At 46.3% G+C, this 14,151-nt stretch carries 19 protein-coding genes; 2 read left to right on the top strand and 17 right to left on the bottom strand.

The annotated features are described in order from the left end of the window. Nucleotides 1-62: 62 nt before the first annotated feature. The 4 genes from ACTHPG_RS16875 to ACTHPG_RS16860 all read right to left on the bottom strand — a co-directional run bounded on the left by ACTHPG_RS16875 (nt 63) and on the right by ACTHPG_RS16860 (nt 1,431). The gene (locus ACTHPG_RS16875) at nt 63-344 is read right to left on the bottom strand and encodes a hypothetical protein (protein WP_440390681.1); all 282 of its coding nucleotides are present in this window, start codon (nt 342-344) and stop codon (nt 63-65) included. Further along, nucleotides 328-549, bottom strand: a complete 222-nt coding sequence (locus ACTHPG_RS16870; RefSeq protein ID WP_421885944.1) for a hypothetical protein — start codon at nt 547-549, stop codon at nt 328-330. Before ACTHPG_RS16870 ends, ACTHPG_RS16875 begins: the two co-directional genes overlap by 17 nt. Before the next feature lie 196 nt (nt 550-745). Further along, nucleotides 746-1,066 carry a DUF3889 domain-containing protein gene (locus ACTHPG_RS16865; protein ID WP_433745322.1) on the bottom strand — a complete coding sequence of 107 codons (321 nt, stop codon included), beginning with the start codon at nt 1,064-1,066 and terminating at the stop codon, nt 746-748. Between the two features lie 56 nt (nt 1,067-1,122). Further along, a complete protein-coding gene (locus ACTHPG_RS16860; protein WP_440390680.1) occupies nt 1,123-1,431 on the bottom strand; it encodes a hypothetical protein in 309 nt (102 codons plus the stop codon). A 264-nt stretch (nt 1,432-1,695) separates the two neighbouring features. Here ACTHPG_RS16860 and ACTHPG_RS16855 point away from each other — a divergent pair, with 264 nt between their 5' ends. After that, entirely contained in the window at nt 1,696-2,598 is a 903-nt protein-coding gene (locus tag ACTHPG_RS16855; protein WP_091014199.1) for a manganese catalase family protein, read from the top strand. Between the two features lie 139 nt (nt 2,599-2,737). Here ACTHPG_RS16855 and ACTHPG_RS16850 read toward each other — a convergent pair whose 3' ends face one another. From ACTHPG_RS16850 to ACTHPG_RS16815, 8 genes are all read right to left on the bottom strand, one after another. Continuing rightward, nucleotides 2,738-3,175: an Imm8 family immunity protein gene (locus ACTHPG_RS16850; RefSeq protein ID WP_440390679.1), complete on the bottom strand. Its 438-nt coding sequence runs from the start codon at nt 3,173-3,175 to the stop codon at nt 2,738-2,740. A gap of 53 nt (nt 3,176-3,228) precedes the next feature. Next, nucleotides 3,229-3,657, bottom strand: coding sequence for a DUF5071 domain-containing protein (locus ACTHPG_RS16845; RefSeq protein WP_440390678.1), 429 nt, complete (start codon nt 3,655-3,657; stop codon nt 3,229-3,231). A gap of 48 nt (nt 3,658-3,705) precedes the next feature. Further along, nucleotides 3,706-4,275, bottom strand: a complete 570-nt coding sequence (locus tag ACTHPG_RS16840; RefSeq protein ID WP_440390677.1) for a DUF3221 domain-containing protein — start codon at nt 4,273-4,275, stop codon at nt 3,706-3,708. A 64-nt stretch (nt 4,276-4,339) separates the two neighbouring features. Then, complete coding sequence (locus ACTHPG_RS16835) at nt 4,340-4,669, bottom strand: hypothetical protein (protein WP_440390676.1); 330 nt, start codon at nt 4,667-4,669, stop codon at nt 4,340-4,342. Nucleotides 4,670-4,902: 233 nt separating this feature from the next. Further along, nucleotides 4,903-6,618, bottom strand: a complete 1,716-nt coding sequence (locus ACTHPG_RS16830) for an ABC transporter ATP-binding protein (protein ID WP_440390675.1) — start codon at nt 6,616-6,618, stop codon at nt 4,903-4,905. Nucleotides 6,619-6,662: 44 nt separating this feature from the next. Then, nucleotides 6,663-7,694, bottom strand: a complete 1,032-nt coding sequence (locus tag ACTHPG_RS16825) for a FecCD family ABC transporter permease (RefSeq protein ID WP_440390674.1) — start codon at nt 7,692-7,694, stop codon at nt 6,663-6,665. Between the two features lie 2 nt (nt 7,695-7,696). Further along, nucleotides 7,697-8,752 (bottom strand): FecCD family ABC transporter permease, encoded by a 1,056-nt coding sequence (locus ACTHPG_RS16820; protein WP_036614761.1) that lies wholly within the window; start codon nt 8,750-8,752, stop codon nt 7,697-7,699. A gap of 272 nt (nt 8,753-9,024) precedes the next feature. After that, nucleotides 9,025-9,762, bottom strand: coding sequence for a glycerophosphodiester phosphodiesterase (locus tag ACTHPG_RS16815; protein ID WP_440390673.1), 738 nt, complete (start codon nt 9,760-9,762; stop codon nt 9,025-9,027). Between the two features lie 232 nt (nt 9,763-9,994). Here ACTHPG_RS16815 and ACTHPG_RS16810 point away from each other — a divergent pair, with 232 nt between their 5' ends. Continuing rightward, nucleotides 9,995-10,261: a hypothetical protein gene (locus tag ACTHPG_RS16810; RefSeq protein WP_440390672.1), complete on the top strand. Its 267-nt coding sequence runs from the start codon at nt 9,995-9,997 to the stop codon at nt 10,259-10,261. Nucleotides 10,262-10,479: 218 nt separating this feature from the next. Here the strand turns inward: ACTHPG_RS16810 and ACTHPG_RS16805 are convergent, their stop codons facing one another. From ACTHPG_RS16805 to ACTHPG_RS16785, 5 genes are all read right to left on the bottom strand, one after another. Further along, the gene (locus tag ACTHPG_RS16805; RefSeq protein WP_255319930.1) at nt 10,480-10,608 is read right to left on the bottom strand and encodes a hypothetical protein; all 129 of its coding nucleotides are present in this window, start codon (nt 10,606-10,608) and stop codon (nt 10,480-10,482) included. Between the two features lie 119 nt (nt 10,609-10,727). Then, on the bottom strand, nt 10,728-11,312 hold the full coding sequence (locus ACTHPG_RS16800) for a TIGR00730 family Rossman fold protein (protein WP_440390671.1): 585 nt from the start codon (nt 11,310-11,312) through the stop codon (nt 10,728-10,730). A gap of 232 nt (nt 11,313-11,544) precedes the next feature. Further along, complete coding sequence (locus ACTHPG_RS16795) at nt 11,545-11,964, bottom strand: hypothetical protein (RefSeq protein WP_017687369.1); 420 nt, start codon at nt 11,962-11,964, stop codon at nt 11,545-11,547. 19 nt (nt 11,965-11,983) lie between these two features. Further along, on the bottom strand, nt 11,984-12,652 hold the full coding sequence (gene ung, locus ACTHPG_RS16790; protein WP_440390670.1) for a uracil-DNA glycosylase: 669 nt from the start codon (nt 12,650-12,652) through the stop codon (nt 11,984-11,986). Nucleotides 12,653-12,894: 242 nt separating this feature from the next. Next, the gene (locus ACTHPG_RS16785) at nt 12,895-14,115 is read right to left on the bottom strand and encodes a MalY/PatB family protein (RefSeq protein ID WP_440390669.1); all 1,221 of its coding nucleotides are present in this window, start codon (nt 14,113-14,115) and stop codon (nt 12,895-12,897) included. Between the last annotated feature and the right edge of the window lie 36 nt (nt 14,116-14,151).

Genomic DNA, 14,151 nt, shown 5'->3' with positions numbered 1-14,151 from the left:
CGCGTACGTGTGCCACAGTAAGCGCCGATCCGGTTATCCGGGTTGGCGTTTTCTTATGGGGACTAATAGTCCGTAAAATATTTTGCCGAATCCCCGGAGGGCTGGCTTTTTCGCATCGGCTGCTGTACCTGTTCCCATGCCTTCAAAATCTGTATACCTTCAAGCGTAGACCGATTCTCCCACGCGATGTGCCCGGTGCGTTCAAGCTCCAGCAATGACTCATGAATGTGAGGACTGCTTCGTCCCGTCTTGTTCTCCAGTTCATCCATACGCGGCATTCTGCGCCGTTGTCCTGCATAGTTCACCATAATACGCAAAATCTTGCGTTCAAAGTCGTTCAGCATACTTTACCTCCTCATTCAGGTCCTTAACAGGACGCCATGCCAGAATACCTTGCTCCAGGAAGGTTCTGGGTGAGCCTTCTTTTCCCGCTGATGCTCTAATCATCCCGCCACGTACACTGTTAATTCGAATCTGTCGCTGCGTAATCTGTCCTGCACGATCCATGTAGACAAGCTCCACCATCTGGCCAATATATTTACCTAGCATAATCATCCCTCCGATAAGAACGTTTGTTTGTATTTCATATTATATGCGAACATAAGTTCTTTATTCAATAGTAAAAAAAGGATTTTGAAAAAATAAAAAAACCAGACTTTCATCTTGATGATCAAGGGAGTCTGGTTCCTCTAATAATGCTGCTGATATGAAAACATCACCTGTTATACCCCGGTTCAGTAAAGGATCAGTGTCGATCCGATTCCGAAAATTGTACTTTCATTAATTGCTGTGTAGATGGATTAAAATCAACATTCACATAAACTGCGAACTGCTTGCCGTCTTTGGCACGAACCCATAACTTGAACTGTTCCCGTGATTGATCTGCTGTTAGAGAGGTACGACCGATGTGCTTATAGTCCAAAATATCCACATTATACTTGGTCTGTGTTTCTTTCACCGCTATAATTCCCCACTTCGCATAATCAGGGATAGCGGCACCTGTTCCTGATGTCATTCCGGCCAAACTCAAGACTACCGACATGACGGTAACAATGAGCATTCTCATATCACTCACTCCTTGGGACAATATATTTCTGTTATATTGCCCGTCCGGGTATCATTTTACACGAATAAACGAAAGATCCAGGCCAGTGGCCGTAGGGAAAAAGGAACCACATGAACAAGCCGGTCAAACGAATCAGGCGGCTCTGTCCGAAAACTCATCCCCCAGTCTCCCGAGAAAACGTGTTGTTGTGTCTGTGGCTCCTCAGGACGTTCCAACCCGTATTTCTTCTCGAGTAACTGCTTCGTATCTTCATCCAACTTAACCTCGTTCATAACGACATATGCTGTGGCAGGCACGCTGCTTATGTACATCAGAATCATTAGAAACATCACAATCCCAACTATTTGTACCCAACATCTGTTCATCTCTTACTCCTTTATGAATTTTTGACTCTCTTCTCTATGTAACGTGAAGACTCGTTTGAATGTTTGATTATACATAAAAATCATCGTACTGGAAATAACAAAAGAGAGAGGATATGAGGCATGCGTTATGCGATGCCTAAGTCCCATTTGGTTGGTTTTTTGTTTAAAAAATCCAAAACATGTGTAATAGGCCATGACTGAGTGATTTCACAATCATGCAACCCTACACGATCTGCAATACCACTTTGAGGAGGTTATACCCGAATGTTCAAACGATTGGATGAAATCCTGATTGAGATTCCCAATGTCGAGAAGCCAGATCCGAATGCTGCAGCAGCCATACAAGAGTTGCTCGGCGGCAAATTCGGAGAAATGTCAACGTTGAACAACTACCTCTATCAATCATTTAATTTTCGATCCAAAGAAAAACTAAAACCCTTCTACGACCTGGTCATGAGTATTACAGCCGAAGAATTGGGTCATGTTGAGCTTGTGTCTCATGGCATTAACAAGTGCCTCAGAGGCTCAACCGAGTACAAAGAACCCGACGATACGCCGCTAGGTTCCGTGAAAGATGCTCGTCTGTCCTATCACTACCTGGCAGGTGCACAAGGCGCAATGCCTTTCGACTCTATGGGTAATCCATGGACGGGAGCAAATGTCTTTAACAGCGGTAACCTGGTCGAGGATCTGCTGCATAACTTCTTCCTCGAATGTGGCGCTCGTACCCATAAGATGAAAGTATATGAGATGACGGATCACCCGGCGGCCCGGGAAGTGGTTGGTTTCTTGCTGGTACGTGGCGGCGTGCATGTCGTGGCATATGCAAAAGCACTTGAGATTGCAACTGGCGTAAATGTGACCAAGCTGGTTCCTATTCCTTCACTGAACAACAAAGCCTTCAATGAGGCACGTAAATATGAAGAAAAAGGGGTACACACCAAGCTGTACACCTATAGTGATAAAGACTTCAATGCGATCGGCCAGATCTGGAAAGGGACTCATCCCGAAGATGGACAACCTCTTGAAGTGATCCAAGGGATACCTGAAGGATTCCCGATTCCGGAAGCTCCTGCGGTCGAGGAAGAATTCGCACCAGGCATCTCACAAGAAGACTTTAAGGAAATTGCTCGCCGTCTGAAGATGGCAGGGAATATAGCGGATTAAGTTGGAGCTGTACATGCACTGTGTAAAACTAATAAGCTCTCAATACTGTCAACGCAGTATTGGGGGCTTTACTGTCTTCTTGTCCATCAACAATCCTTGTAAGGTGATTTGGAAGGTAAATTAAATTCTCATTTTTAAGTTAATCAGCGTCTTCAACGGAATGTTTGTTGATCATCTGCCATAGCTCTTTCTCACTTATTAAACGAATAGAATCTGTATATTCCCAACTGAAATAAGGGGCAAGATTTTTAGCTACATCTTCCCAGGTTTCTCCTTGCTGTTTCATAAGAATTTCATTTATTTTTTCGGATATCAGTTCGAAATCCAGTTTATTAACAATAAAGTGCCTTGCACCTAATACGATATCTGTTCCATCTCTAAGTTCTTTTTCTAAAGCTTTCGGAGTTATGATTGTAAAATCAAAATTATCCTCACCTTCAGAATCTTCCGTCCCAATACAGGCTGTACCTGTCAAGTAAAAATCGTCTCCAATGTCTTCAGTTCCCGTGAATTGTAACTTGCCATGGATATTCGGATCTCCAGTAATAATAAGGTCTTTCAAAATCGGTTTAATCACGTTTCGCCCCTCTTAGGTATCTAGTTTCTTCATTTTTCTTATTGCGCCAGTTTTTATGTATCCAAACTTCCATCTTCTCTGATCTCTCTTTGGTTTACCTTCATTTTTTCCAAAAGCTCAAAGATAACCTCATCCAACTCCTCAAGTACCTCACTTGGTGTTGGAGACTCCAATATCCTTACCAGATCCGTTTCTAGCGTACTTAGATAAGATACAGGCAATCGATCAATCAATCCGACCAAAATGAAATATTCCCACTGTGGATCTTGAGTCTGTAACACATCCTTAATATGAGGAATTAAATCCTCCCCCAATCTCAATAGTAGAACCTCTACCGGCTTAGAGATTGGCCAATTCCCGTCTTGTAACCACTGCATAAGTTCTGGAATAATGCCTTTCAACTCTTCATTACTAAATTCATTTAACTTGCTAACTGCTTCAAAATCAAACTTGTCACGTGGAAGACACGCCCTAATATCCATTTAACTTTCCTTTCTCATCTATCATATGCAAAATGAAATTCCCTCTTGTTACTCGACTGTCTCTACATCCTCTACGCTGATATCCATCTTATCTTGATTCTCCATCGTTGACATCGCATCTCTCATACGAACAGTCCACGTTCCTGTAACCTGATCAAATTGTACATCTTCGATTACGGGAACACGTACCTTTGCTCCATCTGGTGAGTATAGTCCGCCCCGAATTGCGTCCGCTTCACTTAGATGAGCACCGTCTGGCGTATATGGACAAGATTTCTCTATCTTATCTGCTCTGGCCTGCCCGGGATAAGGCTGATTTTCAGGTCTTCCATCCGTCCACACTTCAACATAGGAGCCGATCTGCGGATCTGGCGCATTGGAGAACCATTTTGCAGGATAATACCGACTGTTTCCTCCACTAGAACTGTAATCTACATAAGCTGGATCAACCACAAGAATGGAATCGTCTTTGCGATCAACCACATAACCACTGAATCCATCTTTACTTGATGCACTCTCTTGAGTCTGCACGGAGTTACACTCGATATGCCCTGAACATCCCGTAAGGCATACGATTAGGATGGTGAGCAATATAAGGACTCGACGAAGATTTTTCACAAGAATCCCCCTTTAATAACACCTCTCCCTATATTTAACGTACCCGGTCGGATTATTGTTGCATTCACTTCTTAATATCCCTTTTGTACACGTATCTTCCCCAGATCACCAATGTTGCGCATAACAAGACAGCACAGTAGGCCCAGACAAATAACATTGCGAGTCCTAACCCGATGTTGGCATCCAGGCGCTCATCAAAGATCTCTGTGTATAGCGAAAAAGCGAGTGGCACGGCACCAACAATGAAAATTCCAATGGACCAGCCACCCCAGCGTCGGAAACCGGACCCCGCACGAGTACTGGAAAGTTTGCGAATCCCTTGAGTCAGAAGCCACCAAATCAGAATAAATAATAGACAGGTTATAAGGATTTTCAGCATATCGTTCACCTGCATATCATGCACCTCCTACTTCTTACAAGATGATGAACACATCTTACATGTTAAGCGTTCTCTTTACTATATTACCCGTTTCCATCTCCATGATCACAGGCAAACAATAACGTTGCACCGCAGACTCTCACCCTAATCATGAAAAAGAAAAAAAACGCCAACGTCCTGACCCCTTCCAAGTCAAGAACGATGGCGTTACTTCTCGTATTTACAATGTTACATCAACATGGAACAGGTTACGCGCCAAACTGCGCATAGTGAAGGCGGCTGTACACCCCACCTGCTGCGAGTAATTCCTCATGACGTCCCTGTTCCGTAATGCCCTGTTCGGCAACGACAATGATACGGTCTGCATTTTTGATCGTTGCCAATCGGTGAGCAATGACCAGCGTGGTTCGGCCCTCTGACAACTCAGCCAGGGATTGCTGAATCGCTGCCTCCGTTTCCGTATCCAGCGCTGATGTGGCTTCGTCCAGGATTAGAATTGGCGGGTTTTTCAGGAACATGCGGGCAATGGACAAACGCTGTTTCTGTCCACCGGACAGCTTCACGCCGCGTTCGCCAATTAACGTATCCAGCCCTTCCGGCATCGACTGAATCAACGGTTCCATCTGTGCACGTCTCGCAGCCATCCAGATTTCTTCTTCGGATGCATCCAGCTTGCCGTAGGCAATATTCTCGCGAATGGTTCCATCGAAGAGGAATACATCCTGTTGTACAATTCCGATATGACTGCGCAAGGAATCGAGCGTCATATCCTGTATCTCCTGCCCATCGATCGTGATGCGACCTTCCAGCACATCATAGAATCGCGGCAGCAGACTGCACAGCGTTGTTTTACCTGCACCCGACGGACCAACGAGGGCCACGGTTTCCCCTGCATGCACGTTTAGATCGATTCCTTTGAGTACAGGTTCCTGGTCCGAATAACCAAAGGTCACTTGCTCATAACGAATATCTCCACGCAAATGGGATACCGATACGGCACCTGGACGATCTTCCACATCCGGTTCCATATCAAGCAGCTCGGTGTAACGTTTGAAGCCTGCAATACCTTTGGGATACGTCTCAATAACCGAGTTGATCTTCTGAATCGGTGTCAGGAACACATTGGACAGCATGATAAATGCAATGAACTGACCATAGGTCATGCTGCCGTTAATGACAAACCATGTTCCGCATACCAGGACAAAGAGGGATACCAGCTTCATCAGCATATAACTGACAGAGGAGTTCCAGGCCATGATTTTGTATGCGATTAGTTTCGTCTGACGGAAACGACCGTTGTTCACAGCGAATTGTGCTTTTTCATGCTCTTCATTGGCAAAAGCCTGAACAACACGGATGCCTGTGATATTGTTCTCAACACGAGCGTTGAAGTCCGCAATATCACCGAACATTCGGCTGAATGCCTTGGACATTTTGCTACCAAAGTAGAGGGAGAGATAAATAATCAGCGGTACGATGATAAAGGTTAACACCGCCAGATTTCCGTTAATGCTCATCATGATACTAAATGCACCAATCAGTGTCATTACCGCAATAAATACATCCTCTGGACCATGATGGGCAATCTCACCGATATCCATCAGGTCGTTAGTCATGCGGGACACGAGATGTCCTGTTTTGGTATTATCGAAGAAACGGAAGGATAGCTTCTGCACATGATTAAACAGACTTTTACGCATATCCGTCTCGATGTTAATGCCCAACTTGTGTCCCCAATAGGTAACCACGAAGTTCAGGAATGAATTCAGGAAGTAGATACCCAGCAAGGCCAGACACGCCCATAGAATCCAGTCCCAGCGTCCGCCTGGCAGCAGATCATCGACTACCCGGTTGACTGCCAGTGGAAAAGCAAGTTCCAGCAGTGCGACCAGAATCGCACAACTGAAGTCAAGAATAAAGAGCTTTTTGTAAGGCCTGTAATAGGCAAAGAAACGGCGAAGCATGGACGGAAGTCCTCCTTATGCAATCACACCATAATGATTACGTTCTATTTCGTCTTACTTAAGAGATACAGGAAGTATGGCGCACCAATAATGGCAACCAGGATACCCGCGGGAATCTCCGAAGGCTGTAAAATGACACGGCCCAGCGTATCTGCAACCAGAACAAGCAATGAACCAATTAGTGCAGATGCAGGTAACAGGAATTGATGTTTTGGACCCACCAGACGACGCGCCAAATGCGGTCCGATCAGACCCACAAAACCAATCCCCCCACTCACAGATACACATGAGCCGGCAAGTCCTACTGCAGCCGCAAGCAATATCAGTCGCTCACGCTCCACTGGAGTCCCGAGTCCGCTTGCCGTCTGATCCCCCAGATTCAGTACGTTCAGTACACGTGCCTTGTACATTACTAGCGGTACAAGAATGATTAGAAACGGCAGCAATGCCGTTACAAATTTCCAGTTCGAACCCCAGATGCTGCCTGCCATCCAGGTAGCTACAAATTGATACTTTTCCGGACTAAGCCGTAAGGTAAGCACAATCATGGCAGAACTTATTCCAGCCGCTACCCCGATCCCCGTGAGCAACATACGCGTAGGCAGGATGCCCTCTCCTTTTTTGTAAGAGAGAACATAGATCAGAAATGCAGCAAAACCGGAACCGATCAGGGCCAGAATTGGCAAAAGAAATACCGGCGCTGCTGTTGTTGTCGGGAAAAAGGAAACAAATAACATAACGACCAGACCAGCACCTGCATTAATCCCGAGGATCCCCGGATCTGCCAGCGCATTCCGAGATACCCCCTGCAAAATACAACCAGATAACGCTAGTCCTGCTCCGACCAGCACCGAAATCACAATACGTGGCAGACGGAATTCAAACAGGATCAATTCCTGTTTCGCCGTGCCTCCGCCAAACAGGGTACGCATCACTTCAAGCGGCGAAAGCTTGGTAAAACCTGTGTTCATGCTCACCACAAAAGCCGTAATAATTAACAGGGCTAGCACAATGAGGACAATCGCACTTTTGGTTCTCTTCTTACGCTCTGCTCCAACTATTGTTGAGGATTCCATCGTTACAGAGTCCTCCTTTCTTTACGCGCCAGATATAGGAAGAATGGCACCCCGATGAGAGCAACCAATGCGCCAATTGGCGTCTCGTACGGCGGGTTAATCATGCGTGCAGCCAGATCCGCAAATACAAGCAACAGACTCCCCATCACAGCGGAACATGGAATAATCCAGCGATAATCGACCCCAACCAGCTTTCGCGTGAGATGGGGAATAATGAGTCCGACAAAACCGACCGCACCTACTACGGACACAGCCGTACCTGCAAGAATCAGCACGACAATCAGGCCTATGAGCTTGATTAGGCCCGTACGTTGCCCCAAGCCCACAGCAATATCTTCTCCGAGACTAAGCAGAGTAATGGAACGGGAGATGAGAAGACCTGCGATTAGTGCAGCGAGTACCCATGGGAACATGACCTCAAGCTGAGACCACTTCGTTCCGGCTACACCACCGGCTGTCCAAAAAGCCAGATCTTGTCCAATTCTGAAATACAATGCAATTCCTTCACTAAGTGCGGACAACATGGCTGATACAGCTGCACCTGCAAGCACAAGACGCAGTGGTGTAAGACCCGATTTGGAAGCTGCACCAAAACCATATACCAACAGGACTCCAAGCCCTGCTCCAAGGAAGGAGTACATAATGATGTACATAAATGGCAAGCCAGGGAAAAAGGCAAAACAGACGGCAAGCGCAAATCCAGCTCCCGCATTTAACCCAAGCAATCCTGAATCGGCCAGCGGGTTACGTGTCATGCCTTGCATGATCGCACCAGCTACAGCGAAACATGCACCTACCATGGCTCCTCCAAGGATACGTGGTAACCGAATCTCCCATATGATCTGATGCGGAGTCAACTCAGGGTTGAAATCGAAGATGGCCTTCCAGACCACGCTAAGCTTAATATCCGCAGCGCCAAAAGAAATGGACAACGCCATACCCAGAGCGAGTAGCAAAACTCCCCCTGTAAGAATAAGTGTGGCTGCCCACGGACGGGTATGTATCTTCGCTGTGGGTGAGTCCGGATTATGTTTTTCTGGTGAAGCTTGTGAACTCATACGCGCCCACCCTCGTTATGAGTGGAACTGCTCAAACCTATGTACATAACAATCACCTCTCTATAAATACCAAACTTTAATGATATTGATTCTCATTCCCATAGACCATTGTAAGTGAATCCATAGACTCTGGCAATGGACAAATAGGACATGTTTATTGCATATATGAAGATTTGCACACAATTTTACACGCAAAAAGGCCGCGCAGGAGCCAAAAAGCTCGAACACAGCCTTGTCATTGCATATGGAGAACATATAAAATACAGACTCATTTAACGAGCATGTACCGTAATCAATGATGCCAGGACATCAGGAACATCGGTAATGATTCCTTGCACCCCCATGTCAATCATGGCCTGCATCTCGGCAGGGTCATTGACCGTAAATGGATAGGTAACAATACCATGTGCCAGTGCAGCAGCAACCTCTTCTTGTGTAACTGCCAACTTGTAGGGATGAAGGCCGGATGCTTCGAGTTTGGCCGCATAATCATAGGGACGGTACAACTTTTCCATATATAAAAGCGCTGTACGGATCTCTGGCGCAAGACGTTTACATCTTACGAGCGAAGCATGATTGAAACTGGACAGCACGACCTGTTGCTCTAAATTCCAGTCCCTAATCGCCTGTATAACCTTCTCTTCCATCCCTTTATAACTCATAATACCATTTTTCAATTCCAGATTAAGCAGTGTTCCTTTCCCCTGTACCAGCTTGAATAACTCTTCCAGCGAAGGAATACGCTCCCCGGCAAAATCGGCATGGAACCAGGACCCGGCATCCCGTGTGCGCAATTGATCGTACGTCGTATCCTTGACCCAGCCTTCTGCGCCGCAAGTTCGGCTTAACGTCTCATCATGAATCAGTACCAGTCTGCCATCCCTTGTCATCTGCACATCGGTTTCGATCCCTGTCGCTCCAAGCTCCAAACTCCGTTCAAAAGCGATCATCGTGTTCTCCGGGCATACGGCAGATGCACCGCGATGGGCAATAATCTCCATGTTCCTCATTCCAGCGCCTCCTGTGTTCAAGCTTCACCTCTATGACCCTTACTATAAACACGGTTTGTTATGCCTGTATTAACAGAGCGTATAATGGGTTGCCTGCTTCACGAACACTAGCGACCGGGCACAATATCGAACGGGCTGGGGATTCACTCATTTATGCGAACTCAATCTGAAGTTCGACATAACATAGTATGAACGATGCAAGCACTGAACTCCGTTATAAGGAGGTTGACTATTGAATCCCTCAAAGAAAAAATCGATACCTAAGCGTGCTCACACATCCCAGTTACAGTCGGCTTCCAGGCTTTCCAGATCATCTGTCCATATCAAAAACAAATCCGGCAAAACGGCTAATCAGCGTTCTTTTAACTCCACTTCATCCAGCACACTGGATCAGCTGGCTATTGTTGCAGCAATACTCTCCTTAATTGCAGCCGCCATCGGGCTATATATCGCCTGGAAATCGTTAAGTGTCCCGGATCAAACTGCTGTTGTGGTGTAGACTGCTTGTTGTTGCAGCTATTGGCTCAGGAGGCTCTCTCTCCTGCTTCTGACCTAATTCAGGGGCAGGTTTTTGCTTTTCATTCACTCCCGTATGCTTAAACGTCAAAAAACCGTTCCCCTGAAACGCCGGCATATACCGGCGTCTCTTTGGAAAGGTCATTTTTTATTCGGGCGCTGCCTCTGCAGTGTCATCCCCGTCCCGGAATACTGACCGAATTACAGAATGAATGTGCGTGAGATAATAACCAACAGAATGAACAAAACGAGAATTGCACCTGTTGATGTCCATGCTCCTCCACCGAAGCCTCCGCAATACCCGTAACCTGTACCTTTGAGTTCGCTCATCAGTGACACTCCCCTCTTCATCAAAGTACACTATAGACTATGTCCGATAGCGCAACTTGCTTGGGCAGATCGAAAATTCTCCCGAGGAACGATTGGGTACAGGCAATCTTCTTATGCACTCATTTCCCGTTAAGTTGTGACCACTTCTGAGTCAACTCTGCAGGAATATAGGATGACATTCGGTTGAGCAGTTCAGCCGGATCAGATTCCAGACTCCACAGACTGAGATGCGAAGTGTTGGAGAATCCTTCCTGAACGCTATGTTCTACCATCTTCATCAGCGGTCCATAATATCCATTGACATTCAATAAACCAACGGGCTTCCGATGAATACCGATCTGTGCCCAGCACAGTACTTCGAATAATTCTTCAAATGTACCCATGCCTCCGGGAAGAGCAATGAATCCATCGGATAATTCAGCCATCGTAGCCTTCCGTTCATGCATGGTTCCCACTTCAATCAGTTGTGTGAGCCCTCCATGAACAACCTCGCCCCGGAACAATCCGGTAGGCATAACCCCGATAACCTCTCCCCCTTGTTCAAGAGCAGCATCGGCTACTGCCCCCATCAAGCCCATGCAAGAACCACCATAGACCAGTGCATAACCGCTATCAGCAATCTGTTTGCCCAGTTGAACAGCCTTCTCTGTATAATCGGGGTGATTTCCCGGATTGGAGCCTGCAAAAACAGCTATACGTTTCATTGGGTTTCACTCCTTCTCATGATCTATTTTAATAGTATACAACATGAATGTAATGGGTATGTACAACAGGTTAACAGAACCAATGGGCAAAAAAATACCCGACCGTTTGCAGCCGGCCGGGCTCCCATATCAATACACATCAATTTAGAAGGGGTTGTTACTACCTAATATACAGACCGAACATTAAATCCGTATGATCTTTGCATGAAATGAATATTAAATCTTCGTATATCTAACGTATCCCACGGCGTGAACGCACGACAAACATATGCTTGTCTTTACGCAGAACCCGGCCATCTGCAAGCTCGACCTGATCCTCGTCATGACGCAAAATCGTCGTGGATAACGCTACAATTTTGGCCCGGCGCCAGATCATAACCTGTGACTTGAAATAGATCGCATTTTCGAACTGAATTGCCTTTTTCATCACATATCCAACCTTATGCACTTCAGAACGTGCTTTCTTTAAGGGAAGACTCTCTTCGGGAAGAGGTCTGATCATTGCGATATTGTCAAACGATACCTTGATCCGTTTTGGTCCAATCCGTACACATTCCGCTTCTTCATCCCACTCGACCAGCGTTCCCTTCAATGGCTCCCGTATGCCTGTTGCACGATATACCGCTACTTTTCGTCCTATCCAATGTCGCAATGTTCTCACCTCCATCTGTCTAGTTTTCAGGTATCTTCCAATCGATCGGTTCAATACCCTTGGAGGTCAGGAAATCATTGGCTTTGGAAAAGGGACGACTGCCGAGGAATCCGCGATGTGCGGCCAGCGGACTGGGATGTGTAGATTCCAGTACCAGGTGCTTGTCCCTGTTAATAAATGCACCTTTTTTCTGAGCATGACTTCCCCACAGCATATATACCAACGGCTCTGAACGTTCATTCAGCGCACGGATGACAGCATCCGTAAACGTCTGCCAGCCCAATGCCTGATGGGAGTTCGGCTGACCTTCACGAACCGTCAGAACAGCATTTAACAGCAGGACTCCCTGCTGTGCCCAATGAACCAGAGATCCATGATTCGGAATTGGCAGGCCCAGATCGGCGTGAAGTTCCTTATATATATTTTTCAGAGAAGGTGGCACGCGTACCCCCGGTCTAACCGAAAAGCTTAAGCCATGAGCCTGACCTGCTCCGTGATAAGGATCCTGACCAATAATAACAGCCTTAACCTGATGATATGGTGTCAGCTTCAGTGCGGAGAACAGATCTTCTTTGGGCGGAAAGACCGTCTGAGATTTGTACTCGGCGGCTAGGGTGTAACGAATCTTGTTGAAATACTCCGCTTCTGTCTCTTCCTGGAGCACCTTGTCCCAGTCGTTTCCAAACATATGTATAGGCTCCTTTCCCCTGATGAATGCAGATACGTGCAGCCCATCTACTGGGCTCTTCCTTCTGAGAGCCGCATGTCATGCAACTCATAGACTATCCACCATTTTAACATAACCGGGGACAGCAGACCAGAATTGCACATCAGGTTATACATTCACCTCAAAAATAAACCTTGTTCTTGCTGCACTTTGTATACCCATACGAAAAAGCCACCACGCTATTTCGTGATGACCTGATACCTTTATACATAAACGGGCACTTCTACGGCTTCTTTCACAAGCACACTGCTGATTCTACGTAATCCTTCCTGAAGGACAGAACGCGGACAAGCCAGATTCAACCGAATACAACCCTCGCCATTCGCTACAAACATATGACCATCTTCAAGCAACACACCCGCTTGCTCAGCGAAAAATAACGGTAAACTTACATTTTGGGGAGCATATGCCGAGATATCAATCCAAGCCAGATATGTGGCTTCCGGGATGTGAAAGACAGCCTGTGGCAGATGCTGCTTCACATACTCTTCCACGCAGGTGAAATTGGCGTCGAGATAACCTTTTAACTGTTTCAGCCATTCATCACCCGTTTCGTATGCTGCCTGAGTAGCAGCAATACTCAGTGGGTTTTTGAAACCATAATGGCGTGCCTGCCAGATGTCTCGAAGTGCCTTATTCGGAATGATGACATTGGAAAACATCAGACCGGCCATGTTGAATGTTTTGCTCGGAGACATGCAGGTAATGATTCGATCCGTATCCGGGAACAGCTTCGCAAGTGGCGTATGTCTTTGGCCAGTCCGCAGCAGATCACAGTGAATTTCATCCGAAATAATCCATACATTGTTCCTTAGACAGATCTCACCCACACGCTGTAACTCTTCCGTTGTCCAGACGCGTCCAGACGGATTATGCGGGTTGCAGAAAATACATACCCTTACCTTCTCATCCTTGGCTTTGGTTTCAAAATCTTCAAAATCAATCGAGTAACGTCCCTGCTCATTGAGCATATCCGAACATACCAACTCAAGATCATTATGCACCGCAGCTGATTGGAAGAAACCATAAGACGGGGTCACGATCAGTACTTTCTCATCCGATTGACAGATATATTCCACCAATTCATATAAAGCGGGAATGATCCCGTTCGAGGTCTCCAAATGCTCTTTGGGGAAGGACCAATCATAGTACCGTTTCATCCAATTCGAGACAGCTTCATAGTATGCCGGATCGAACACCTGAGAGTAACCCATGATTCTACGGTCCAAACGTTCCTTAACTGCATCCAGAATCTCGGGAGGTGTGGCGAACTCCATATCTGCAATCCACATGCGAATGAATTCTTCGTCCTTAAATGGAAATGTCATATCATCTGTGGCGTTAAAAATATATTGACGGAAACCATCCGTATTCATGGCATTCGTACCTGTGCGATCTATAATCTCATCAAAGTTATATTTCATAGCTTCTGCTCCTCTGTCTGCTCTACTTTTCATTGT

Source organism: Paenibacillus sp. SAF-068 (assembly GCF_051967555.1).
In the GTDB taxonomy this organism is placed as follows: Bacteria; Bacillota; Bacilli; order Paenibacillales; family Paenibacillaceae; genus Paenibacillus.
This window is presented reverse-complemented; position numbering and strand designations above follow the sequence as displayed.